18 protein-coding genes and 2 pseudogenes are annotated in these 23,459 nt (G+C 52.9%); 10 read left to right on the plus strand and 10 right to left on the minus strand.

Annotated elements, in window-relative coordinates; genetic code table 11:
- Positions 1 to 650: 650 nt before the first annotated feature.
- Positions 651 to 2,501, minus strand: a complete 1,851-nt coding sequence (locus ACXAH8_RS10415; RefSeq protein ID WP_475218140.1) for a bifunctional 2',3'-cyclic-nucleotide 2'-phosphodiesterase/3'-nucleotidase — start codon at positions 2,499 to 2,501, stop codon at positions 651 to 653.
- A gap of 19 nt (positions 2,502 to 2,520) precedes the next feature.
- Here ACXAH8_RS10415 and ACXAH8_RS10420 point away from each other — a divergent pair, with 19 nt between their 5' ends.
- Positions 2,521 to 2,679, plus strand: coding sequence for a hypothetical protein (locus ACXAH8_RS10420; RefSeq protein WP_475218142.1), 159 nt, complete (start codon positions 2,521 to 2,523; stop codon positions 2,677 to 2,679).
- 467 nt (positions 2,680 to 3,146) lie between these two features.
- On the opposite strand, the gene ACXAH8_RS10425 is transcribed toward ACXAH8_RS10420, so the two are convergent.
- Positions 3,147 to 3,638, minus strand: coding sequence for a P-loop nucleotide/nucleoside kinase family protein (locus tag ACXAH8_RS10425; protein ID WP_475218144.1), 492 nt, complete (start codon positions 3,636 to 3,638; stop codon positions 3,147 to 3,149).
- 16 nt (positions 3,639 to 3,654) lie between these two features.
- Positions 3,655 to 4,554: a LysR family transcriptional regulator gene (locus tag ACXAH8_RS10430; protein ID WP_475218146.1), complete on the minus strand. Its 900-nt coding sequence runs from the start codon at positions 4,552 to 4,554 to the stop codon at positions 3,655 to 3,657.
- 96 nt (positions 4,555 to 4,650) lie between these two features.
- Between ACXAH8_RS10430 and ACXAH8_RS10435 the strand changes: the two genes are divergently transcribed.
- From ACXAH8_RS10435 to ACXAH8_RS10445, 3 genes are all read left to right on the plus strand, one after another.
- Positions 4,651 to 5,298, plus strand: coding sequence for a class I SAM-dependent methyltransferase (locus tag ACXAH8_RS10435; RefSeq protein WP_475218148.1), 648 nt, complete (start codon positions 4,651 to 4,653; stop codon positions 5,296 to 5,298).
- Between the two features lie 500 nt (positions 5,299 to 5,798).
- Positions 5,799 to 7,271, plus strand: a complete 1,473-nt coding sequence (nhaC, locus tag ACXAH8_RS10440) for a Na+/H+ antiporter NhaC (protein ID WP_475218150.1) — start codon at positions 5,799 to 5,801, stop codon at positions 7,269 to 7,271.
- 72 nt (positions 7,272 to 7,343) lie between these two features.
- Positions 7,344 to 8,381, plus strand: a complete 1,038-nt coding sequence (locus ACXAH8_RS10445; protein WP_475218152.1) for a GlxA family transcriptional regulator — start codon at positions 7,344 to 7,346, stop codon at positions 8,379 to 8,381.
- A 381-nt stretch (positions 8,382 to 8,762) separates the two neighbouring features.
- Here the strand turns inward: ACXAH8_RS10445 and ACXAH8_RS10450 are convergent, their stop codons facing one another.
- Positions 8,763 to 10,442, minus strand: coding sequence for a BCCT family transporter (locus ACXAH8_RS10450; protein ID WP_475218154.1), 1,680 nt, complete (start codon positions 10,440 to 10,442; stop codon positions 8,763 to 8,765).
- Positions 10,443 to 10,775: 333 nt separating this feature from the next.
- Between ACXAH8_RS10450 and ACXAH8_RS10455 the strand changes: the two are divergent.
- Positions 10,776 to 10,982, plus strand: a pseudogene (locus ACXAH8_RS10455) (helix-turn-helix domain-containing protein); the annotation flags it as partial.
- Positions 10,983 to 11,024: 42 nt separating this feature from the next.
- Positions 11,025 to 11,708 carry a LysR substrate-binding domain-containing protein gene (locus tag ACXAH8_RS10460; protein WP_475218536.1) on the plus strand — a complete coding sequence of 228 codons (684 nt, stop codon included), beginning with the start codon at positions 11,025 to 11,027 and terminating at the stop codon, positions 11,706 to 11,708.
- Between the two features lie 410 nt (positions 11,709 to 12,118).
- Here ACXAH8_RS10460 and ACXAH8_RS10465 read toward each other — a convergent pair whose 3' ends face one another.
- On the minus strand, positions 12,119 to 13,453 hold the full coding sequence (locus ACXAH8_RS10465; RefSeq protein WP_475218156.1) for a tetratricopeptide repeat protein: 1,335 nt from the start codon (positions 13,451 to 13,453) through the stop codon (positions 12,119 to 12,121).
- Between the two features lie 78 nt (positions 13,454 to 13,531).
- Between ACXAH8_RS10465 and ACXAH8_RS10470 the strand changes: the two genes are divergently transcribed.
- The 4 genes from ACXAH8_RS10470 (at position 13,532) to ACXAH8_RS10485 (ending at position 17,454) form a co-directional block, all read left to right on the plus strand.
- The gene (locus tag ACXAH8_RS10470; protein WP_170471682.1) at positions 13,532 to 13,786 is read left to right on the plus strand and encodes a hypothetical protein; all 255 of its coding nucleotides are present in this window, start codon (positions 13,532 to 13,534) and stop codon (positions 13,784 to 13,786) included.
- Between the two features lie 10 nt (positions 13,787 to 13,796).
- Positions 13,797 to 15,269 (plus strand): guanitoxin biosynthesis MBL fold metallo-hydrolase GntH, encoded by a 1,473-nt coding sequence (gene gntH, locus ACXAH8_RS10475; protein ID WP_475218159.1) that lies wholly within the window; start codon positions 13,797 to 13,799, stop codon positions 15,267 to 15,269.
- A 4-nt stretch (positions 15,270 to 15,273) separates the two neighbouring features.
- Complete coding sequence (locus tag ACXAH8_RS10480; protein WP_475218161.1) at positions 15,274 to 16,254, plus strand: CobW family GTP-binding protein; 981 nt, start codon at positions 15,274 to 15,276, stop codon at positions 16,252 to 16,254.
- A gap of 90 nt (positions 16,255 to 16,344) precedes the next feature.
- Positions 16,345 to 17,454, plus strand: coding sequence for an HlyD family secretion protein (locus tag ACXAH8_RS10485; protein ID WP_475218163.1), 1,110 nt, complete (start codon positions 16,345 to 16,347; stop codon positions 17,452 to 17,454).
- 1,077 nt (positions 17,455 to 18,531) lie between these two features.
- Here ACXAH8_RS10485 and ACXAH8_RS10490 read toward each other — a convergent pair.
- From ACXAH8_RS10490 to ACXAH8_RS10510, 5 genes and pseudogenes are all read right to left on the minus strand, one after another.
- A complete protein-coding gene (locus tag ACXAH8_RS10490; RefSeq protein WP_475218165.1) occupies positions 18,532 to 19,686 on the minus strand; it encodes a Gfo/Idh/MocA family protein in 1,155 nt (384 codons plus the stop codon).
- Positions 19,686 to 20,741, minus strand: a complete 1,056-nt coding sequence (locus tag ACXAH8_RS10495; RefSeq protein WP_475218167.1) for a sugar phosphate isomerase/epimerase family protein — start codon at positions 20,739 to 20,741, stop codon at positions 19,686 to 19,688. The genes ACXAH8_RS10490 and ACXAH8_RS10495 overlap by 1 nt, the downstream gene beginning before the upstream one ends.
- A gap of 27 nt (positions 20,742 to 20,768) precedes the next feature.
- The gene (locus tag ACXAH8_RS10500; RefSeq protein WP_475218538.1) at positions 20,769 to 21,656 is read right to left on the minus strand and encodes a substrate-binding domain-containing protein; all 888 of its coding nucleotides are present in this window, start codon (positions 21,654 to 21,656) and stop codon (positions 20,769 to 20,771) included.
- A gap of 6 nt (positions 21,657 to 21,662) precedes the next feature.
- Positions 21,663 to 21,827: pseudogene (locus ACXAH8_RS10505) on the minus strand (LacI family DNA-binding transcriptional regulator); the annotation flags it as partial.
- A 7-nt stretch (positions 21,828 to 21,834) separates the two neighbouring features.
- Positions 21,835 to 23,457, minus strand: a complete 1,623-nt coding sequence (locus tag ACXAH8_RS10510) for a dihydroxyacetone kinase subunit DhaK (RefSeq protein ID WP_475218169.1) — start codon at positions 23,455 to 23,457, stop codon at positions 21,835 to 21,837.
- Positions 23,458 to 23,459: the final 2 nt, after the last annotated feature.

Genomic DNA, 23,459 nt, shown 5'->3' on the forward strand with positions numbered 1-23,459 from the left:
GAAATGCTTGATGTTTGGGTTAGATATAAGAGACGTAATGTACTCATTTCTTGAGATTTTGGCCATCGATTAAGTCAATGATCTGTGATGTTCCACAGTAACTGTTGGACGTCAGACGAATTTGAACTTCACGTCAAAGACTGACCCAACACCCCGATTTCATGCTCCCGTCGGCGTTCCGTTTGATCTGACTTTCCTTCCGGAAAATCAGAGCTGATTTGTAGATCATCAGGAACAAACGACTTTGCCATCTGATCTGCAAAGTGGCAAACGCCGGTGAAGGCGAGGCAATGCTATTCGACAGGTTTGGAGTGACCCGCAGGCCCAGCCGAGGACACGGCCCTGTCTAATTGAGTTGCCCGAGGGGGAGAGCTGCGCCCTCTCCCTAGCGGCCAGTGGCGTTTGGCTTGTCCAGATCCCACTGACCCACAAAAAAATGTCAATGGCCAGTAGCCCCACCACAAGTATGAAGTACGGCCCAAAACCGCCATTCTGAAACGCCGCCGCTAATTTCTGCTGTGAGTACAAAGCAATCGTTCTTTATGACTATTGATAGCCTTTGAATATCCCAAGCGGGCGGTCAGCATAGACCCTATAGTAGCTGCTTTAGTTGATCCCCAGCTTCCCCTAAGTACGCAAATCAGATTGAACTAGAGCTTGATGCGGAAAGCCGCGAAGCCGTTTGTGCCATATCCGGCGTCTTCGATGGAAACGCCTTTGACGTCGCCAATGTAGTCTCGGGCCTTAGGGCCGGTCTCGAAAAGCACGGTTGTGTTCTCAAGAGGTGCAAATGACCAATTGGCGTCCGCTTTTGGGTTGATCGTTCCCTGTTCAACAATATAGCGCACAATGACGTCGCGATTTGTGTCCGGGGCCTCGAATACAATTGTATCACCCAGTGCGCCGGGGAATGAACCTCCGCCCGATGCACGATAATTGTTGGTGGCGATAATGAACTCCATGTCATCAGTGACCGGTTTACCTTGGAAGGACAAATTCACAATTCTGGCTGCGTCGGGATTCACCTCTTCGCCTTTTGGTCCAAAGCGCGACGGTTGTGAAAGGTCGATCTGGTATGTCACACCATCCATTACATCGAAATTGTAAGATGGAAACTCTGGGTTCAGTAGCACCGCGTCCTCTGAGCCTGGCTCGATCTTGTTGAACATTCCGGCCGAACGCTCCAACCAACCACGCAGCTGAACACCGTTCACGCGCACCGCGCGCACCGTATTCGGATAGAGATACAGATCAGCCACGTTTTTAATAGCAACGTCCCCGACCGGGACGTCGGTGTAGTAGTCGGGGCCGCCGCGACCACCCGCCTTGAACGGCGCCGCCGCTGACAGGATCGGCAAACCCTCGTGCTCGGTACCTTTCAGCATTTCTTCGACATACCAATTCTGTGCGATTGAAACGATCTGCACAGACGGATCGTCAGCAACCAGCGCGAAATAACTATGCAATGGAGCAGATGTTTTGCCGACTGCTCGACGGACATAGGCGAGCGTTTCGTCGTGATCCTTCGCAACCGAGTCGAGAACCTTCCGATCGTCTCCGACCAAAGCGGTGATTGAACGGTCTTCATTGCGTTGAGAAATCGCACGGGCCTCGGACGTCGTGGTGACCACGCGCCACTCGTTTCCGTCTCGTTCCAGCAACAGATCCAGCAAACCAAGATGTGATCCCCAGAAGCCGCCCATGACAGCAGGTTTGCCCATCAGGGTGCCCTTTTCGACATCGATACCGGGTCGGTCCGAAAATGTCGGCGAGGGGAAAACAAGGTGATTGTGGCCCGTGACCAACGCGTCGATCCCGTCAACACCCGCCAAAACGACGGATGCGTTTTCCATACCGTCGACATGATTGGCGTCGCCGATCCCAGAATGTGAAAGGGCGATGACTAGGTCACACCCTTGTTCTTTCATCTCTGGCACGTATGCCCGCGCGGTTTCGACGATATCGCGGGCTTGAACATTGCCTTCCAGGTGCTTTCGATCCCAGTTCATGATCTGCGGCGGTGTAAAGCCAATTACGCCGATTTTGATTGAGTGCTTGGTCCCGTCGCCCGTTTCGATTTCACGGTCGATCATTGCGTAAGGTTTGATCAGCGTTTTGTCGTCACGTGGAGTTGCGCCTTGTGCCTTTGAAACGTTAGCCAAAACGACCGGGAACTCCGCGCCCGCAAGTGATTTTTCCAGAAAATCCAGTCCGTAGTTGAATTCGTGATTGCCCAAAGTGGCGGCATCATAGCCAATCGTGTTGAACGCGGTGATGATAGGGTGGGCGTCCCCTTCTTTCATACCACGCTCATAGGCAATGTAGTCGCCCATTGGGTTCCCTTGAAGAAAGTCGCCATTGTCGACCAAGATCGAGTTCGTCGCCTCGGATCGAATTTCGTCGATGATTGAGGCCGTACGTGACAAGCCCACGGTGTCACGGGGTTTGTCAGCATAGTAGTCGTAGGGGAACACATGAACATGGATGTCCGTTGTTTCCATAATGCGCAAATGCGCTTGATTGTTGGCAGCCGAAACTGAAAAAGGATGCAAGGTGATAGCCGCTGCACCGGCTGTTGTTGCGAGAAATTGGCGACGCGAAATTGACGAGCGGCTGGAAAATGACATGGGTGACCTTTCGAATTGGCTGGCAACGAGAATTGTTGCCGCTTTTGCATAACGATCTTATGACAGTTTTTCCTACCACATTTTGCAGGCTTATTTCAGGGGTTTTGGACGAGCACCATGCACCTACTCCCGAGAAGTTGCTCAGTGATGGTCTGAGGTGAAATCAAGCCAGAAGTGTTTTGATAACTTATGTGTAACTTGCTCGGTGCTTCGTACCATTGTCCGTGCAGCATTGACGGCGCAAAACTATTCTGAAGGGGATCGCAGGAGCCTGTTCTGGACGGTGCGTTGCCCAGGCCCGCCAGTGACGTACGTTAACCGATAGTCGGCGTAAGCGACATTGCCGGTCTTGCCACCGCCTTGACCCATGAAGGACCCACTGGCATGCGCCTCCTATTATCGTGCGAAATCCGGAGTTGAGACTAAGTGAAAGTTGTCTTTGAGCATTCGCCATCCTTCGATCCAGAGCAGGGGGCGGAACAATGTTTGGAGCCGCCGCGACGCTTTGAATTTCGGGCGCTACTGACGGTGAGTTATGATGTTGAAACCTTCTTCGGGTGATGGTGGCACGAAATGCCGCGCAATTCGGCGATATTGATCTTCCGTTGCTGCAAAGGCATGAGCGCCTTCTCTGTTGCGCTCGCGCAGTCGGTGCAGACAAACCTCATCTGGCACATCCAAAAAGTGAAGGTGGTGCTTCGCAGCAGTGTCTTCCAGCAGGTCGCGCATCCAAACCCTATTTTCAATTGTGTTCGCTGGAAAATCGAGAACAACGGAAACGCCAGCCTTCAGCAGAGAAGCCACGTGACGCCCCATGACCGGTCGCAGTTTTAAAGCGCAATTCACATAGTCCTGAAGGGACTTCATCTGGTCGCCAAACAGGGTGCTAAGCCATTCATCTTCTGAAATAAGCACGGCCGCGTCTCTTTCGGCGAGTTCTGCTGCCAGAGTTGATTTCCCGGAAGCTGCTTTGCCGCATAGCAAGTGAAGCGTTGGAATAGCCTGTGACATAAAGCGAACTCCCAGATTACCTGATGGTCCCTGCGCTAAGTTGGTCCGCCAGTTGATCAAACACCAACCTGATCCTTCGTGCGGTATGTAATTCGGAGTGCGTCGCCAGCCAAATCGGGAACTTAAACGGCTCGCGGTCGGGAAGCACGCGCTCCACACCCGGCGTTAAGGCAGCCACATCATCCGACATTACACTTATGCCAAACCCTTGGCGCACCAATTCCCAGGATACTATCCCGCTTTGTGAGCCAATCCTGAAGCTTTTTCGGGTGACCTGAATGCCCGCCGGATCGAGAAAGCCGATCATCGTGTCGATGTCCCCGAACCCGACAAAGTCCAATTTCGCAAGTTCATTTTCATTTTTAGGCCGTCCGACCTGATCAAGATACGAAGGTGCCGCGTAAAAATGAGCGCTGGCCTCGGCGACAAGCTTTGCTGTCAGATCCGGCTGAGTTGGGCGTACATGTCGGATCGCGATATCAGCCTCACGTCGCTGTATGTCTCGTATGTCATTTGCAGCAACGATGTCTATCTCTAGTCGAGGTGCTGCAAGTCGAATCTTTTTCAGTATCGGTGGCAGCTGGTAGGCAGACATCACATCTGATGCAGTAATCCTGACTTGTCCCTCAACAGCTTGCGACTGGCTTGTCGCAGTAAGAGAAATCCTGTTTGCCACATCCGCCATTTCTCTGACATGCAACAAAAGCTCGGCGCCAGCTGTCGTCAACTTTAGCGACTTGCCGACTCTTTCAAACAGGGTGATGCAAAGCGCCGTTTCCAGTGCAGCAACTTGACGGCCGACAGTGGGTTGAGTTTGCTCAAGAACGCGCGCCGCTGCGGAAAATGAGCCTTCTTCGGCTGTCGCAAGAAAGGACCGCACCTGATTCCAGTCGAAGTTTATAGCTTTCCAGTTCATGCATTTATGCATAACAGTTCTGCGGATTGTAGCAATTCCATAAATGATTGTTTGGAAGTAAAGGATACCGCAGCAATCTTGTAAGAGAGTAATGAAATGACTGCTTTGTCCAAGGATGCCGCGTTCTGGAGCAAAATCTCGCGAAAGTACGCGGCAGACCCAATCCGCAATATGGAAGGGTATCTGAAAACACTTGAGCTTACGAAGTCGTACCTGAAAGCAGACGACAACGTACTGGAAATCGGGTGCGGGACGGGTTCAACAGCGCTGCTGCTTGCACCGCATGTTGCCCATATCACCGCGACGGATCTCGCTCCGGGCATGATCGAGATTGCCGATGAGAAGCGTGCGAAAGAAGGATTGGAGAATGTCACTTTCAAGGTGGCTGAAGTTCTTGAGCACGGTCTTGACGAAGGGTCCTACGATGCGGTCCTGGCGCACAATTTGCTTCATCTCCTGCCCGATTTGGACCAAGCGCTTGAGCACATTTCCGCACTTACAAAATCCGGTGGGTTTTTCATATCCAAAACCGTTTGCGCCCCTGAGAGCGGTGGTTTCAAGTATACGATGATCAGTCGGGTCGCGATCCCAATCATGCAGGCTCTTGGTAAAGCCCCATTTGTGCATTTTGTGTCTGGATCAGTGCTTGAGAGGAAGATTGCCTCCGCAGGCTTCGATATCCTCTATACGACTGATCAAGCCTCAATCCTCCAAAGCCGCTATATTGTCGCGCAAAAATCTTAAAGTTTTAGTTCGATCAGCGGCATCGGTTGGCACTATCTTTGCGTCACATTGCGCGTTGTTTTTATACTGGAATGAACGGAGTTACTTCGGTCTGCCTCTAACTCAAGAAAGCTATTACGGCGGGCCGCTTTTTTCGCATTTAGCGAGTTCAGGCAGGCTTTGATTTTGCGCTCGTTGCGAACGACAAGTTCGATGCGCCGTGCTGCAGCACGGGGACTATGGGGTGAAGGTACGGAAAGGACCATGACTAACAGAACCACTCCAACTCGAGCAAAGTTTGCTAGTTGCCCCAATGAAGATGAGGTGGTCGAAACGCATGTAATTTGTTTGGCGTGATCGCAATTGTCAGTCTTCAGTTCATTCGAGGACGCCAAAATCCGCCGCCCGAATGTCGCAAATTTTAACAAGATGTACGCTCTGACCGACAGTCTCACATCGCCAAACTTGGTTTCTTCCGCAGATCAACAAGGTTCTGGACCAATCTAAAGGAGGAGACTCATATGCCTGGGAATGAAGACAACATACGACAGCCCGGCTTGCTGCTGGCGCTTGCGCCAATAGTGCTGACTCTGTGTGTGCTTGGGCTGCAATTATTCTATTTCGGTGACTTTACCCCGCATATCCCGTTGGCATTCGGGATCGCGATCACCAGCATCGTTGGCCTCATGTTGGGTCACAAATGGCCCAATATCGAAGAGGGCGTTTTCCACGTTATCAATATCTCACTGCCTTCAGTTTCGATTCTGATCACAGTGGGAATGATAATCGGTGTGTGGATCGCGAGCGGAACTGTGCCAACGCTGATCTACTACGGTCTCAAGATTTTGTCGCCTGAACTTTTCCTCGCCGCTGGAATGGTCCTTTGCTCCATTGTCTCCGTTTCATTGGGCACTTCGTGGGGAACGACAGGCACTGTCGGTTTAGCGCTGATGGGGATCGGTGCGGGGTTCGGTATTCCAATGTATTGGACAGCGGGGGCGGTCGTCTCCGGAGCATTCTTTGGAGACAAGATCTCACCTCTATCGGACACGACGAACTTGGCACCAGCCGTGACAGGAACCAATCTGTTCGATCACATTCGGAATATGCTTCCAACCACCGTTCCTTCGATGCTGATTGCACTCGTGATCTACTTTGTCGTTGGCTTCACTCTGATTGACACGTCACAGGTATCGTTTGACCGCATTCATGCAATCACGACGGCACTGGATGACGCGTTCTGGATTTCGCCGATCATGCTGTTTCCAGCCGTTCTGGTCATCGTGCTGGCAGTCATGAAACAACCTCCGATCCCGTCACTGTTTGCAGGCGCGGTTTCGGGCGGCATCATGGCTATCTTCTGTCAGGGGGCTGGACTGCATGAGACGTTCACCTTCGCCAATAGCGGCTATTCGATCGATACTGGGGTTCCAGAGATCGATCCCCTGCTGAACCGCGGAGGTATTCAGTCGATGATGTGGACGATTTCACTGGTGCTGCTTGCCCTGGGGTTTGGTGGAGCGCTTGAACGTGTCGGTTGCCTTCAGGCGATCATCAAAGTTGTCATCTCGAAGGTGAAAACGTTTGCCGGCATTCAAACCTCGGCCATCCTGACCTCTGTCGCGACCAACACCGTTGCAGGTGACCCCTATCTGTCAATTGCGCTTCCTGGACGGATGTATGCACCGGTCTATCGTGCGATGGGCTATTCCCCGCTGAACCTTTCCCGGGCGGTCGAGGAAGGCGGAACACTGGTGTCCCCTCTAATCCCGTGGAATGCAGGTGGTGCGTTTGTCATCACGGCGCTTGGTTTGGGTATCGCAGACGGCAACTTCGAAAACCTGCTGTATATTCCGCTTGCATTCGCTTGCTGGCTGTCACCGGTCATCGGTATCTTCTATGCCATGACAGGGCTCTTTTCGCCTAAAGCAAGCGAAGATGAAGTCCGCTCCTGGGAGGAAAGCGGCGAACCTGTTGCACAGATGAGTGCGTAATCTTTCTGCACCAACACCAAATGAGGTGTTGGTGCCCTTCATCCGCCTTGGTCGATACTGGGAGGAGAGCATATGGACCCGAGAAACTTTGTCCCAAAGGGCGCGGCCAGCTATCGCATTGACTATGATGGGCCGGCCAAGGAAATCTATTTTCTGCTGCTGCCAAAGCTGACCATGCTGGCTTTTAGCGCCGCAGTGGAACCTCTGAGGATCGCTAATCAGGTTACAAACAAAGAACTGTATAAATGGTTTCTGATCACTGAAGATGGAGAACCGGTTTCTTGTTCGAATGGGGTTGAAATTAAGCCGGATTTTGCGTTGCACAATCTGCCACGATCATCGCGGCTGTTTGTCTGCTCGGGTATTGAACCGGTGGAAAGTACAAACCCCAAGGTGCTATCGTGGATTCGCCGCCAAAGAACCTTTGGGTGTAATCTGGGTGGTATTTGCACCGGGGCTTTCGCCCTTGCCAAGGCCGGAGTTCTGTCAGGTAAAAGGTTCACATTGCATTGGGAAAACCACCCTGCTTTCATCGAAAACTTTGATGGTTTGGAGCCATCGTCAAACCTGTATGAGATCGACAATGAGCTTATGACATGTGGAGGCGGAAATGCCGCAACCGACATGATGTTGGACATGATCGAATCCGATTTCGGAAATGACCTGGCGGTCATCGTTTCGGACATGTGCATTCACTTTCGGTCCAACAATAGTAAAACGCTCCAGAAATCAGCCTTTTCGGTCGCTTTGGGTAGCCGCAACCAGTACCTGATCAACGCGATGCAGATCATGCAAGAAAACCTGGAAGAGCCTTTAGATATCTCTGAAATAGCAGAAGCCGTGCAGATATCTCGTCGCCAGTTAGAGCGTCTCTTCCAAAAGTACGTCGAAACTTCGCCTGTCCAGTTTTATATAGAGCTGCGTGTTTCGAGGGCCTACGCATTGCTCAGCGAAACCGAGATGGCTGTAGCAGAAATCGCCGCAGCCACAGGCTTTAGCAGCGCGACGCAACTTACTGCACGATTCAAGAAACGCTACGGCGAAGCGCCGACTTCATTCAGAAGGGGGTGGTCTGAAAGACGTGAGTATTTTGCGTCTGAACAGTCATAGTTTGAGATATCTGAGCGTACCCCGGTGCTTTCTCTGCAGCCAGCCAAGGTCCGTTTTGGGAACGCTGCAACGCAGGACCCTCAGTATTGAAAAATGTCTGAAAGTGGCGATGAGTTCCGGTCGACGAAGCGTTGTATGGTTCGAAGTTGCGCTGCCTCCGAGGTCTGGAAAGAGCTCAAAGTGCGAAATGCTACACAGTGAATCAATGCTTGTAGTGCTCGAAAGCTGACGTAGCCAAGTTTATTCAAAATCGCATTTTGATTTTGATCAACCAGTCAACGCACAGTGCAAAAACCTCAACTTCTGATGGATTTCTGTATGGGCTGCCTTCATATTTGTGACCCTAGGAACGTCCCAGGGTCACTGTTGGCTAAGCGAATTTTATTCGGCTGGCATCGTCGATGTTTCTGGATCAATAGTTGATGCGATGCCGGCGGCTTCGCGGCGCCCATCGTTCCAGATCGCTTTTATCAACGCAATGCACATCAGCGCCATGACAATGGAAAAAGGCAACGCGCCGATTACCATGGCTGTCTGGATTGCCCCTGTTCCACCAGAGATTAGCAAACCGCCAACGACCAATGCCAGCGCTGCACCCCAGAACATGATGTGCGGGCGAGCCTTGGGCCCCTCGTCACCAGCGGCGTTGATTGTGTTCACGATCAGGACTGCCGAGTCAGCGGAAGTTACTAGAAACGTCATCAAGAGGATCACGATCACTACCGCCATTGCCCAGGCAAGGAATTCCGCTATTGGCGCGAGCATGTACGTAGTCATGGCAAAGATCTTGTCACCATTGGCTGCGTCCAGAATCACGCCATTCGCACCGCCATTCAGTTCCAGGTCGATGGCCGTACCACCGGCCCACGCAAACCAGACAAAGCACATAAGCGAGGGTACGATCATTGCGCCCAGCACAAATTCACGGATGGACCGACCGCGCGAGATGCGCGCCAGGAACAACCCGACGAAGGGTGCGAATGCGATCCACCAAGCCCAGTAGAACACCGGCCACCAGCCCTGCCACTGTGCTAATAGGAAAGCCTCGGAGCCCTCAACGCCATCTGATGCGTAAACATTTAAGCTGAGCCAAGGCAAAGCGATCAAGTAATCCCAGATACCGACAAAGAAGGCCTTGGCGCCAAAGAATGTCGCTCCGAACAGGATGAAGAATCCCAGCAAGAAGATCGACAAAGCCATGTTGATGTTTGACAGCCACTTAATACCTTTACCCACACCGGACAGAGCCGACAGCGTCGAGGCACCCATAATGACCAGCAAGGCGACGACGATACCCAGTGTTGTGGCTGAACCGTCTGCATTAGCCAATCCACCAATGCCGATACGGGTCAGACCCGCCACGAATTGCTCGACACCAAACCCCAATGTCTGTGCCACACCGAGGATGGTCGCAACAACGGCCACGATATCAATCAGGTGCCCAAGGTTGCCCGACAGCGCTTTGCCAAACAGTGGTGTCAAGGATGAGCGGATCGTTAGCGGAAGCCCGCGGCGATAGCTGAAGAATGCCAGTGCAAGACCAGCAATCGCGTAGCACGCCCAAGCGCCCAATCCCCAATGTAGGTAGGACCACACGTAAGCGGTGCGCACATTGTCCGCATCTAGAGCTGTAGTGACCCCCTGAATAACTGAAGGGTTGTTCTTGAAGTGGGCTACGGGTTCTGCAACCGCCCAGGTCAACATCCCAACACCGATCCCAGCACCGAACATCATCGAGAACCAGGAGAAATTTGAGAACTCCGGCTTTTCACCTTCGACACCAAGGTTCAAACGTCCCGCAGTTGGCCAGATGGCCAAACCAATACAGACGATAACAAATCCGGTTACGACCCAGATGTACCAAGCAGCAAACTGAGCCAGAATAGCTGCGTTCCAGTCGCCAAGGATCCTGCCGGCCTGGGTTGGCCAAACGATGCACCAGACGACCAACAAACTGATGATGATCTTACTGATCACAGTGACGTTTACACTGAACCCCCGATAAAAACCGTTATCAGCGGTCTTAATCGGAAGTTCCGAAAGAGGTGGCTTTATTGCCATAGTCAACTTCTCCCTGTTTTGGATGTTCTTGTGGGGCTGTCTGCTAGATTTGGTCTGACAGCCCAAGTTGTAAGGAAACCAGTGAACCCAACGATGCACACAAAAGCGTCGTCAGCCTCAACGGGTCCACAGAATCACAACTCTCTAAAATTATTGAATTCTTTGAGCCTGCATACGCGTTTGAGTTTCGTTGATCGGATGGCTGTCCGCGCCTGTAGCCGCGCCTTTAATTTGTTATCGTTGGCTCCCGTGTTTCTTTCACAGGGCTGCACTCGCGCCCACTGGCATAGTTTTTGGTATAATTCTTCTTTCTTTTGCAGTAGCTGAGTAGTTATGCATGACATTAACAGAGTTAATACCAATCTAAGCCGGAACCTCGTTGCGCTCTATGCGTTCGAAATGGTCGCAAAACATGGAAACTTTACGAGTGCGGGAGACGCTCTCGGGCTGACCCAGTCCTCTATCTCGCAACGGATAAAAGGTTTGGAGGTTGATCTGGGTGTCGTCCTCTTCAAAAGGGAACACCGGGGTGTCTCACTGACACACGAGGGTTTGAGGCTTTTGAACGTGGTCAGACCAGCAATGACGCAGATGAACTATGCGGTAAACTCTTTGCTGGAACGCAAAACTAAACCCAGCGTTCGAATCTCAGCCGATTTTGCGTTCTCAACATTCTGGTTGCTGCCTCGACTTGGTTACCTCCGAGAGGAAATCGGGGATGAAATTGAATTTCAGATTTTGGCTTCAAATGTGCCACCCAGTCTGAATGATACCGATTGCGACATTCGTATTCATGTTGCGCCCAAGGACCAGATCAAACCTGATGAAATACTAGTCTTGGAAGAAGTTGTCGCTGCTGTTTGCAGTCCTCAGCTGTTAGAGAAGATCGGGCCAATCCAAAATCCTGCAGACTTGCTCAATGTTCAACTCTTGAGTCTGTCAAAACCCGCAACCGCGGCGTGGCAAACCTGGCAAGGATGGTTTGATAGCTTAGGCGTAACGGGCGAAAGAAAGAAAAATTACATTAGTTTCAACAACTACGACATGGTCACTCAGGCAGCTTTGTCAGGTGAAGGCGTTGCATTAGGCTGGATTGGATTGATTGATGATCTGCTCAGCAAGGGTTCCCTTGTGACCGTTACGGACGATCTCGTTTTCAGCGATGCCGGTTATGTGATGTCACGGAGCCATACCAACTCTGGCCGAGGACCCAGGCTTGTGTTCGACTGGATCGCGGACCAAGTTCTCGCAACATCTTCAAAATAGCGAGTCGTTGGATCGTTCAGTCAACCTAGCCGTCAAGTCAGGTCAATACGAAAACTTAATACGGCAAAGGTTCGAAGCTACATTGAAAACTCTGGTTTTGCGTTTTGCGAGCTTTCAAAGTCCGGTCGCGAATGCAAAATTGCGGGTTCGATTGGTTCTTAGGTGTCATGCTTTCGACGGCTGCTTTGGCCGCACTTAAGGCGGTGGCCACTATCGAATACGAGCAGGTGCGGCGAACGGCGGCTGTGTGGGTTTGCAAACACCACAACAAAAAACCACCGTGAAAGTCTCTTTTGGGCCGACATCGGTCAATCAAAGTGAGGACTAAGGTTTATTACTAGGCAACCTCCATAATTGGTTTAAACGTCCTCTTCTAGACGCACATCATTGTCGTTTTGATCGGCCGTTTGTCAAAACTTGCTAAGTGTTTCCAGTATCAATTTCCGCGTAGCGTTGTCGTTGTTGAATATCCTGTAAGCGAGAAACTCAGACGGAAACTCGGGCCACGTTTTTCGCATTTCAGCAATGAGCCGTTGTGCTTCTTCCGTGTTTCCCAACTCATCTTGCGCAACGGCTTGGAATAAGAGCGAAGGAGCACTGACTGGCGCTCCGGCAGCTGGCGCCCCCTGAAAGGCTTCGACAACGCTCTCGTAATTCCCGAGCATGAGTTGCGACACGCCCCAGATGTTTCTCGCACCAAACCTACCCGATCCGGATCTGGGTCTCTCCGGGTTACTGACTTCGGCGGCAAGTTCTGGGGCATTGGCAACTATGGCAGTGATACCAACAAGGTCGAGAATATGGCCATCCTTCGGACCCAGTTCGACGGACATTCTGGCGTATTTTAAAGCCTCGTTTGGCTGGTTCTTGACGGCCAACACCCAACCATTTGCGCCATTTGCCCACGCATCAGCAGGGGACAATTCAAGGGCCTTTTCAGATAGTTCCGAAGCTTGAGTTAAGAGATCTTCTCTTTGTGCTTCATCAGGGGACAGCATGGCCAGAGTCGCCAGAACCTGTGCCGATCCCGCATAGCCATCGGAGAGTGCTGGGTCGAGCTCGGCCGCATGCTGGAACATTCCCAGTGCTATTTGCTGGCGTTTGACGTCAAATACGGGAAAAAACATGCCTCGGGCTTGACCCGCAAGGTTGGCCGCCTGAAGTCTTGTCAAAGATTGCTCACCAAGTGCTGCACGTTCAGCTTGTTCAATGGATTGAGCCGTTGGTGGTACTTTTGTGTTTTTTTGGCTCGTCCAGATGCCAAGCACAGCGACTACTGCGAGGACCCCCAATCCAACTGGCAGCAGCCGCAGCGAACGCCGACGCCCGCCCGGCTCATCGCCGTTCCATCCATTTGACACGCCGTCTTCAATTGTAGGCTCGTATGAAAACCGCGGCTTGTATCCGCCAGGATCAACAAAAATGCGAACCCCTTCGCCGTCCCATTTTTCTTCGTAAAACTCATGGAGCAGCCTGCGCAGCCGCCTAGCTTCTACGCGAACGAGGTTTTGACCGCCAGTGCCATCAATACGCCGCCCATAGACCTCTACGGCAATAGCTTTGCCTCGGATCTGGGGACCGCGACCCGCGATAGCTTCCTCGACTACGTATGTAAGAAATTGCTGGAGACGGGGCGAAGCTTGAAATTCGTCGCTCGATAAAACGCGCTCGAGAGCTTCCCGGACTAGATCCGGCGATGGCTGCTCAACATGTTGATCTATCGGCAATTCACTAGCTTTGTTCAAGGCAAACTCACCCCCAACTCACGGTGACTCACTTGGCCTGCACGGTCAACCACACTCATCTCGATGTGAGAATAGATAGTGGGAGCCGGGATTTATCCAGTGGCGGTGGACCTGACAGAAGAGATTCCAGAGCTGTCCGATGCGCTGTCAGGGCGTATCGAAACGGATGCGTTGCTCAAAGAGGTTGTCGAAGACCTGAAGAAAGCTTCCGAGCTGCTGGATGATGTATCGATCACAGCCTCAGAGCGCGCGGAATGGGCCCACATAAAATCTGAACTCGTGAACGAACTTCGCCGGATGGTGAAGCGCGATCCTCGCAACATTTCCAATTGAGGGCATGGCCATGACAAAAGAAGACAACGGCAAAGATCTGAAAAACGACCCGAACCAGCAATCTGACGACATCGAAAACCCTTCCCGGCGACACGTTATGCAGGGGCTGGCAGCAGGCGCGGTCGCAACCGGTGCCGTTAGCTACGGTACTGGAGCTGCACAGGCGCACCCCGGAGATGGACCACTAGGCGAAAGCCTAAAGAACCCTTACGGCGGCAGACCTGCGGGCGGTATCACGCTGCCGGAGTATTTCCGCCCCACAAAATACATGACTGGTTCGAACGCGAACTACTTCCCGCTGTCCGAAGAGCTCGGCCCCGACGAAATGCGGATTTCATTCTGCGGTTCCACCCCATTTCCTCCGAGAGAAGATCAGGCTGGCACCTGTATTATGGTCGAGTTGGGTAACGGAAAGAGGTTCTTCTTCGACTTCGGATCAGGTTGTGTCCGCAACATTATCGGGATGCAGGTTCCGGGTCAGTTGATCAACGACATCTTCATAACGCACCTGCATGTCGATCATTATGCCGACATCCCATACATCTACCCGTTTCGGGCCTGGTCTGGTGGATACACACCGCTTCGCATTCACGGTCCATCAGGTCGAACACCCGAGCTTGGCACGGCCGGAATGGTTAAAGGCATGCAGCAAATGCTCAAATGGCATCTGGAGGCCTTTGATGTATTCCCGATTGGGGACGGCTACGAGATCGAAGTTAACGAATTCGATTTCCGCCAAGAAGGTGGCATCGTTTATGACCAAGATGGCGTGACTGTTCGGTCCTGGCCGCGTAGCCATGCCAAGGACGGAGCTGTGGGGTATCGGCTGGATTGGAATGGCCTGAGCTTTGTTTGGACCGGCGATGGCCGCCCTGATGAACTGAGCCTTGAATACGGAAAAGGCGTCGATGTGTTTGTGACCGAAATGTCCGGACAGGATATCGGTCAGTTGATGACCTACAAATACGGTTTGCCGCAAGAGCTGTTCAACTACACAATCGATACGCATCATACATCGCACTATGCGGTCGGTAAGATGATGGCTGAGGCGCGCCCACGGCTTGCAATGGTAACCCACTATACGCAAGACGAGGATATCGATGCTGAGATGTTGGCGGGAATCCGAGCGCACTATGATGGGTTGTTCGCCTGGGGTTTGGATGTCGCCGTCGTCAACGTCACAAAGGATGCAATCTGGTATCGGAAGGCGACTCTTCCCGGAAAGTCTGGATCTGTCGCCCCCTTCCGCGAATTGGGCAAGATGGAAGCAGAGGGCAAGATCACGCTGCCGGATGAAATCAAGCCGCCAGCACCGCGGTCATCACGTGCTGAACAGCAGGACCAAAAGTATCGCGACATGGAGATCGATCCTAAAGAATACTACCCAGCTGACGTATTCCGAGCTCCTGATCCAGAATGGCCCAGTGATTTCGTCATCAAAGTTGATGACGTCATCCCGAACCGAAAAAAGAAGGCGGAGTAACGACATGATCGAATTTGGGTCGTCATCCGCAATCCCCGTAACGATCCTTACCGGCTTTTTAGGAGCCGGCAAGACAACGCTTTTGAACCGCATCCTGACCGGTAACCACGGTCTGCGGGTGGCGGTACTGGTTAACGATTTTGGATCGATAAATGTCGATGCCGACTTGGTGGTCGGCCTCGAAGATGATGTGATGAGTCTGGCAAACGGCTGCGTGTGCTGCTCGATCCGAGATGACTTGATCGAAACGGTAGAAGCAGTTCTCGCCCGGCCTGAAAAACCGGAATACATCGTCCTCGAAGCAAGTGGAGTGTCGGATCCATCGTCAATCGCGATGACATTCACAGATCAAAAGTTTCGGGACATGATCCGCTTGGACAGCCTTATGTGCCTGGTCGATGCGGAACAACTATTTGCCGCGCCGGAACAAATGGAACTGAAGCTCCGTCAAATTGCGTTCTCGGACATGGTTATTTTGAACAAGGTTGATCTTGTTGACAGGGCTACAGTTCAGAAGGTGCACGATTGGCTTGGCTCTCGCTTCCGTCGCTATCGTTTGGTCGAAGCTGTCAATGCAAACGTCCCTCTGGACATACTTCTTTCAGTCGGCCGCTTTGCCTCAGAACAACTAGAAACAGAAGTACCTGACCATCATGAACATGGCCCCGGCTGCGGCTGTCACCACGCTAATCATTCAGACAGCTTTTCGACAACCATGATGAAAGCGGAACGCCCGATAAGCCTGTCCTCTCTCCGCAGCGCTATTCGGACGCTTCCCGGTGATGTCTATCGTCTCAAGGGTTTTGTCTTCAGTGAGGAAGATCCGGATCATCGTATTCTTGTCCAAGTCGTCGGTAAACGCATGGACATCGCGCGGGATGAAGTGTGGGGTGAGCGCAAACCCGAAACCAGGCTTGTTGCAATTGGTGCACCAGGAGCCCTTTCAGAGCACACTCTTTCAGATACGCTACTTGAGACTGTATAATGGCCAAATCGGCCGAACCTGGTCTTGTGCGTCTTTAGTAAGCCCAGATACTTCGGTTCCTGGTCCAATGAATTCAGTGGAGTATCTGATATGCTAATCGTTCTGGCGCTGTATTTTGGCCTGGCATGGTTGGTATTTTCCAAACTCCGCCTGTTGCCTTGGAACGCGGTTTCAAAAACCGTCATCTATGGCGGTGGTGTCGTGATTGCATTGGTGGTTATCGGCGCGCTGAACCACACGACGCCAAGCGGGACGGTTTCGGTCCAAGGTGCAGTGATCAGCATTGCCCCAAATGTTGCTGGACCAGTGACAGAAGTCGCAGCAGAGCCCAATGAGTTGGTATCAAAGGGGGATGTTCTTTTCCGGATAGATGATACGGAATTCGCCGCTGAGGTCGCTCGACTTGAAGCGTCGCTGGCCTCCGCCCAATCGGAGGCAGATCAACTGGGTCACGACCTTGAGGCGGCTGAGGCTGACATCGCCTCATTGTCCGCGCAACTGGATTTTGGTGTGGCGCGACGCGATGACATTATCCGTCTCACCGAACGGGGAGCGTCCACTGAGTTCCAGCTTCAGGAAGCCGTTTCAACGATAGAGCAACTAGAGGCGGGCTTGCGCGCCGCAAACGCGCGGAAGGCGGGTCTTGAAAGGCGTATTGCCGCCCAAGTGGATGGCGTCGATGTGGGCGTTGCCGAAGTAGAGAATTTGCTGATCCAAGCGCGTTGGGCATTGGAACAAACAGTCGTACGCGCACCTGCAGATGGCATGGTGACAGGCTTGACCCTGCGCCCTGGAAACCGGGTATCGACTCTACAAGGGGCAATCAATTTTGTTGTACCAAGCGACAGGGTTCTGGTTGCGACACTTCCCTTGAGTAGTCTGCAAAACATATCCATAGGCGACACTATTCGCGTTGCCCTGCGTAGTATGCCTGGAGCGGAGTTTGATACCACGATTTCGGACATACCACCCGCTACCAGCGAAGGAGCGTTGGATGCGAGAAGTGGGCTTCCGTCACTGCGCGAATTGATTGGCGCGGCGGACTTCATCGTTGTTGCAGAAATCCCGGAAGATCAGAGTGCAAGGGTGACCAAACTGGGCGCATCGGGTACGGGCTTGGTTATAACCGAGGAAGCAGGCGCAATTTCGGTGTTGGCAGAAATTTTATTCTGGGTCACCAAGAAACTGAATTACCTTTGATTTAACTGAATTGCGCAAGAAACGACCTATGTCGCGACCAACAAAATCATACTTTTGCTTTGAGCTTCACTAACTGAGCCGTTCGCACCTCGGGACTTGCGGGGCTCAACTTTGGAAGTTCGATTTGGGATCTGTACGGTCCTTGATTGCTCAGCATCCGATGGCAATTTGTTCCGCATTGTCGTCATCAGCAAGTTCGAAACGCTTCTAAGAATGTGTTCGTTACACTCTGTAGAAGTGACGGTTTTATATTTCTTACCGGGCGTTTCATTAAACCCCAGACTTTGGCTTAGAAATGCCAGTTTCCATTCCTAGTGTGGAATACTCAGTAGAGTATTTTTTAGTCCAACTTTTTATCATTGCTTAACATATAGTTGCAGAAAACAGTTGCTCCTCAGTCCGCCAATTCCCCCTGTGCAAGGCGACACTTAGTTCCACCACCAGCGAGAGTACCTTGCCATGCTTGTGTCAGTTCCTTCACCTTGCACCTAGACCGATTTCATTGACCCTGACCTTCTTTTGGAAAATCAGGGCTGATTTGCAGATCATACGCCGAAGGTGCCTGTTCCTGCTGATGAGCCGTATGGCGAACGCGGATGGAGGCGAGGCAATGCTATTCGACAATAAAGGTACGGCCCGCATGTTCAGCCGAGGAAACGGTGTTGTCTAATAGGGTTGCCCGAGGGGGAAGGCAGCGTCTTGCCGCTGATGGCTAGGGGTGTTTGGCTTGTCCAAATCCCGCTGATCCAAAACAAGTGCGGCGGTGCAGGCCGCGCTGCTACTCTTTGCGCGAGAACACGTTGTTTTCAATAAGAACAGGCTGGTTGCCGCATCTGCGCTAGGATGCTGAGTTAGCGAGGCCCAAAAAGTGAAGGACGGCTTTGCACGCTAAGTAGCCTTTCGTACTCGTTCCAATGAACGGTCATCACGCAACAGGAGATCGCTTCACATGACACCGGTTCAGCGACGCTCGCGGTTCGTTGTTCCGGAGTGTTTATTAATAGGTTGTGCGCTTCGGTTTTTGGTAGATACCCACGATACCTTCCAAGATACATGCCCTACGCCCGCAACCAGGATTTAAGTTAAGCTGACCCAAGCCGCATTCCTTGAAGAACTCTGCACACATGCGGCTACAAACTTAACACCATTGAGTCCATCATGAACCGTTGGATAAACAACCGACGCATCAGGTGAAATACCATTCCGGAAAGCTTGGATCGCCTCAGCAGCCTCTCCATAGATATTGGCGAAACCTTCGAGATATCCCTCGGGATGACCTGGAGGGACTCTGCTCAACCTATTGGCAGCATCGCCCGCTCCAGCTCCATTTCGGGTGATCAGCCGCTTGGGTTCATTGTATGGCGTGAACCAAAGGTAATTGGGATCTTCCTGAGACCACTCCAACCCACCTTTCTCACCATAGACGCGCAAACGAAGTGCGTTTTCATTGCCGGGAGCCACCTGAGAAGACCACAGCATACCTCGCGCTCCGCCTTCGAAGCGTAGCAAGACATGCGCGTTGTCATCGACTTTTCGCCCCGGCACAAAGGCCTGCAAGTCGGCCGCCAGGCTTTCCGCTGTCAGCCCGGTTACAAAGCAAGCGAGGTTGTAGGCATGAGTCCCGATGTCACCGGTCGATCCGCCTGCGCCCGAGCGTTCGGGATCAGTTCGCCACTCAGCCTGTTTGAATTCCTGCTGCTCGGTCAGCCAGTCCTGCGGGTATTCAACCTGGACGACTCGGATCTTGCCGATATCACCGTTGGCAACCATTTCCCGTGCCTGCCGAACCATCGGATAGCCCGTGTAGTTGTGGGTCAGAATAAACAGCGCATTCGCGCTTTCCGCCGCCTTCACCAGCTTTTTTGCATCGGCAAGGGTCGAGGTGAGTGGTTTGTCACAAATGACATGAATACCGCGTTTCAGGAACTCACGCGCGGCGGCATAGTGAACGTGATTTGGCGTAACGATTGAGACCGCCTCTATCCCAGATTTCAGCCGGGCTTCCCTTATCGCCATTTGTTTGAAGTCTTCATAGACCCGATCGAGCCCCAAGGCCTGACCACTTTCAATGGATTTCTCGGGCGTCGAAGACAAAGCACCGGCAACCAGCTCGAACTTGTCGTCCAATCGCGCGGCGATGCGATGAACGCCGCCGATGAAGGCATCGTTTCCGCCGCCAACCATGCCAAGGCGAATACGTCCTGACGTTTCTTCACTGCGTCCTGTAACCATCACTCAATCCCCAGCATTCTACGATTGGCGGCTTCGTCAGCGCCACCGTCGGCGAAATCATCAAAGGCTTTCTCGGTCATACGGATGATGTGATCTGACACGAATTGAGCGCCTTCACGTGCTCCATCCTCGGGGTGTTTGAGACAGCATTCCCATTCGACCACAGCCCAGCCATCAAAGTCATTCGCGGCCATTTTTGAAAACACAGCCCCGAAATCCACCTGACCATCGCCCAGTGAACGGAACCGTCCGGCCCGATCAACCCAGCTTTGATATCCGGAATAAACACCCTGCCGCCCGGTCGGGTTGAACTCGGCATCTTTAACATGGAACATCCGGATCCGATCTTTGTAAATGTCGATATTGTCCAGATAGTCGAGGCATTGCAGCACGTAGTGTGACGGGTCGTATAGCATGCAGGCCCGTGGGTGATTTCCCGTCCGTTCCAGAAACATCTCGTAGGTCACACCATCGTGGAGGTCCTCTCCGGGGTGGATTTCATAGCAAACATCGACACCGCAGTCTTCGGCGTGATTCAAGATGGGCACCCATCGGCGCGCCAGCTCATCAAACGCGGTTTCGATCAGGCCCGCAGGGCGCTGCGGCCAGGGATAAACATAGGGCCAGGCCAACGCGCCTGAGAATGTCGCATGTGCGGAAATACCCAGGTTTTTTGACGCTGACAGTGCCTTTTTGACCTGGTCTACCGCCCATTCTTGCCGGGCTTTCGGGTTCCCCCGAACGCTTTCGGCTGCAAAGCCATCAAACGCACTGTCATAGGCTGGGTGAACGGCCACGAGCTGGCCCTGAAGATGCGTTGAAAGTTCGGTGACTTCGACGCCATTTTCTAGGGCCTTGCCTTTGAAGTCATCGCAATAGCCGGTGCTGGACGCGGCCTGTTCAAGGTCGAATAACCGGCCGTCCCAACTGGGGACCTGAACGCCCTTGTATCCACAATCAGCCGCCCATTTGGTGATCGCGTCCCACGAATTGAACGGTGCTTCGTCCCCCGCAAATTGTGCAAGAAACAAAGCTGGACCTTTGATCGTCTTCATAAAATTTCCTCCCCAAAATCTAAGCCTCTATGGCGGTAAATTTTCCTTTAGATAGATGTCGATACGGATACGTTCCTGCGCTTTGTTGAATGGAACCTTGTCCTTAGTTGCGCGCAAAAGACGGACGGCAGAACGAACAATATGCCCTGTGTCCTGCGAGATTATGGCGTCAAATGTGCCAAGCCTAAGCGCCTCACGACTGAGCGGCGTAAGCTCGTGCGCTATGATCACCAGATCTTTGCTGAACCTGTTCTCTGAAAGAAATTGTATCAGGCCCGCATTGCCCGCCGCGGACGAGTATATTCCGACCAGATCTGGATAGGTTTCAAAGATTTCGGGCATCATCTTGTAAATCAGGTCCGGGTCATCCCGGCCCTCAACCGACGCCACGACTTGGAGGTGCGGAAATTCCTCGGCCACGACAATGTCAAAGCCTTGGCGACGCTCCAGGTGGTCACGTGCCAATCGGGATCCTGTAAGAACCAAGACCTTGCCGTCGCGATGAACAAACCGCCCCATCAGCTGAGCGGCGGTTCGTCCTGCCGAAACGTTATCAATTCCCACAAAGTGGTCTCGCTCGGAACTGGGCAAGTCAGATACCAAGGCAACCACCGGAACGCCTTTGTCCCTGAGCCTTTTGACAGCATCGCGGACAGAAGGCGTTTCAGGCCCAAAAACGGCAACTCCATCAACATCCAAACTGTCGACAGCATCTAAAATGTTGACGATATCTTGCGGCTCGAACGGAGCGACCTTCTCAATCGCAATGCGGGTCCGCTCGATAAATTGGTCACGGGATTGTTCTGCGATCTGACTGCTGATTGCCTCCACAAACTCGTTGTCAGTGTCCGGCAGAACAAAGAGGAAGTTGTAAACTCGGTTTCGCGCAAGGTTGGCCGCGGCCGTGTCGCGCACATACCCCAGCTCATCAATTGCCTTTTGGACTTTCTGTACGGTTACGGCCCGCACGCCGGGGCGTCTGTTCAAGACGCGGTCAACAGTCGCGAGACTGACACCCGCAACGCGCGCGAGGTCATTGACGGTTGGCTTTTTTACCAATTCTAGTTTTTGTTTTTGGTCTTCCACGTGTTCTTCAGCCCTCAATCTCCCGCGCTAAGCCTTCAAACAACAAAGCAACAGCCTCAGCACCGGGATCGTTATGTCCAACTAGGTTTTCTTCGGGAACATAGGCTGCCCGGCCTGCCTTCGCACGACGAATATTTGCGGTGTTGTTCGCGCCTTCGCGGGCAGCCTCGGCCGCGTGCGTCAGACCAGATGGCAGCGCGGCAAGTGCCGGTGCTAGGGCGTCAATCATTGTCCTGTCACCGACCTTGGCACCCCCGACCTGGCTGACGCGGTTCAGGCCCTCGACCAGGGATTTAGGCACGGAGGCTCCGCTTGCACAGGCATCCCCGGCTGCGTTGAAAAAGATCGCAAGAATCACACCGGACGACCCACCCATTGTCTGGCTCAGTTCGTTGCCCAACGCCGGAAACAGCTGTGTTAGATCAGCCAGCGGCATCCGGTCGAGGCTGCCCTGTAACGCCCGAGCGGCGGTCGCCAATGTGCTTCCTGTATCGCCATCCCCGGATTTTGCGTCCAGCTCATTCAGGGTTTTCTCGGCGTTGATCAGCAGCTCAGACAATCGGGTGATCGTTTCCTTTGTTGCGGGATTGTTCGAAGGAATTGGATCGATTGGGGTCAGGCCATCAGGCAATGGCGCAACTTTGATCGGGTCAATGGAATTGACCCCGGGCCATGCGGCCAGATCAACGGGAGCTTCAAGCGCTGACAAATCGTCCTGATCCACGGGCAGAATGGAAACCGAAAACCCGTGCATATCCAACGACGTCATCATCGGTGCCGGGCCAACGATATGGTGGGCGATACCAGTTTCGGACAACGCATGCGTGAGGACAGACATTTCCAGCGGAGTTGTCGAGCCCAGGTTGTTAACCAATGCCACGCAGTCCCCATCGCCCACTCTTTGCTTCAGCTTCTCCACCACTGTGGACATGGCCGATACCGCATTTGAGAACTCGACTTGCTGTACGCCGGGCTCACCATGGATACCCAGGCCAAGCTCTGCCTTCCCCGGCGCGATCCTGTCTTCTTTCGGAGATCCCGGAACGGTACAGGTGTCCAGGCTCATACCGATGCTGACAACCTTTGCTATGGTGCTTCTTGCTGCCTTGGTAACGGTGTCTAGGTCAGCACCGTTTTCAGCAAGCGCTCCGGCGATTTTGTGGACGAACAACGTACCCGCCACGCCACGTGGTTGCGGAAGGTCGGGCAGGGCGATGTCATCATCGACGACGACCATTTCAACCTTGCGACCCAAAGCGCGGGCGCGTTCCGCCGCCAGTCCAAAGTTCAACCGGTCACCGGTGTAATTCTTGACGATCAGCAGGCACCCGGCCTCACCCGTGACAGCAAGAATGCCCGCCAAAACTGCTTCGACCGAGGGTGAGGCGAACACTTCGCCGCAGACCGCGGCCGTCAACATACCGGCGCCAACGAAACCGGCATGGGCGGGTTCGTGACCAGACCCTCCTCCGGACACCAGGGCGACCTTCGACTTGTCCCAATCCGACCGATAAACAACCTTGATATGCGGATAGCCGTCCAGCCGGGTAAGCTGACCGCCAGAGGAAGCCAGAAGGCCGTCTATAGCCTCTGTCACCAGGGTTTCTTTTGTGTTGAGGAACTGGGCCATGC

It is taken from the genome of Ruegeria sp. ABV3_008 (assembly GCF_056161185.1).

What these genes read in the sequence shown, in the direction of transcription:
- ACXAH8_RS10460 (WP_475218536.1), top strand. Translation starts at nt 11,025, where the DNA reads ATGACGCAGATGAACTATGCGGTAAACTCTTTGCTGGAACGCAAAACT.
- ACXAH8_RS10425 (WP_475218144.1), bottom strand. Translation starts at nt 3,638, where the DNA reads ATGTCACAGGCTATTCCAACGCTTCACTTGCTATGCGGCAAAGCAGCT.
- ACXAH8_RS10495 (WP_475218167.1), bottom strand. Translation starts at nt 20,741, where the DNA reads ATGAAGACGATCAAAGGTCCAGCTTTGTTTCTTGCACAATTTGCGGGG.
- gntH (WP_475218159.1), top strand. Translation starts at nt 13,797, where the DNA reads ATGACAAAAGAAGACAACGGCAAAGATCTGAAAAACGACCCGAACCAG.
- ACXAH8_RS10435 (WP_475218148.1), top strand. Translation starts at nt 4,651, where the DNA reads ATGACTGCTTTGTCCAAGGATGCCGCGTTCTGGAGCAAAATCTCGCGA.
- ACXAH8_RS10485 (WP_475218163.1), top strand. Translation starts at nt 16,345, where the DNA reads ATGCTAATCGTTCTGGCGCTGTATTTTGGCCTGGCATGGTTGGTATTT.
- ACXAH8_RS10480 (WP_475218161.1), top strand. Translation starts at nt 15,274, where the DNA reads ATGATCGAATTTGGGTCGTCATCCGCAATCCCCGTAACGATCCTTACC.
- ACXAH8_RS10430 (WP_475218146.1), bottom strand. Translation starts at nt 4,554, where the DNA reads ATGAACTGGAAAGCTATAAACTTCGACTGGAATCAGGTGCGGTCCTTT.
- ACXAH8_RS10415 (WP_475218140.1), bottom strand. Translation starts at nt 2,501, where the DNA reads ATGGAAACAACGGACATCCATGTTCATGTGTTCCCCTACGACTACTAT.
- ACXAH8_RS10510 (WP_475218169.1), bottom strand. Translation starts at nt 23,457, where the DNA reads ATGGCCCAGTTCCTCAACACAAAAGAAACCCTGGTGACAGAGGCTATA.
- ACXAH8_RS10490 (WP_475218165.1), bottom strand. Translation starts at nt 19,686, where the DNA reads ATGGTTACAGGACGCAGTGAAGAAACGTCAGGACGTATTCGCCTTGGC.
- nhaC (WP_475218150.1), top strand. Translation starts at nt 5,799, where the DNA reads ATGCCTGGGAATGAAGACAACATACGACAGCCCGGCTTGCTGCTGGCG.
- ACXAH8_RS10445 (WP_475218152.1), top strand. Translation starts at nt 7,344, where the DNA reads ATGGACCCGAGAAACTTTGTCCCAAAGGGCGCGGCCAGCTATCGCATT.
- ACXAH8_RS10450 (WP_475218154.1), bottom strand. Translation starts at nt 10,442, where the DNA reads ATGGCAATAAAGCCACCTCTTTCGGAACTTCCGATTAAGACCGCTGAT.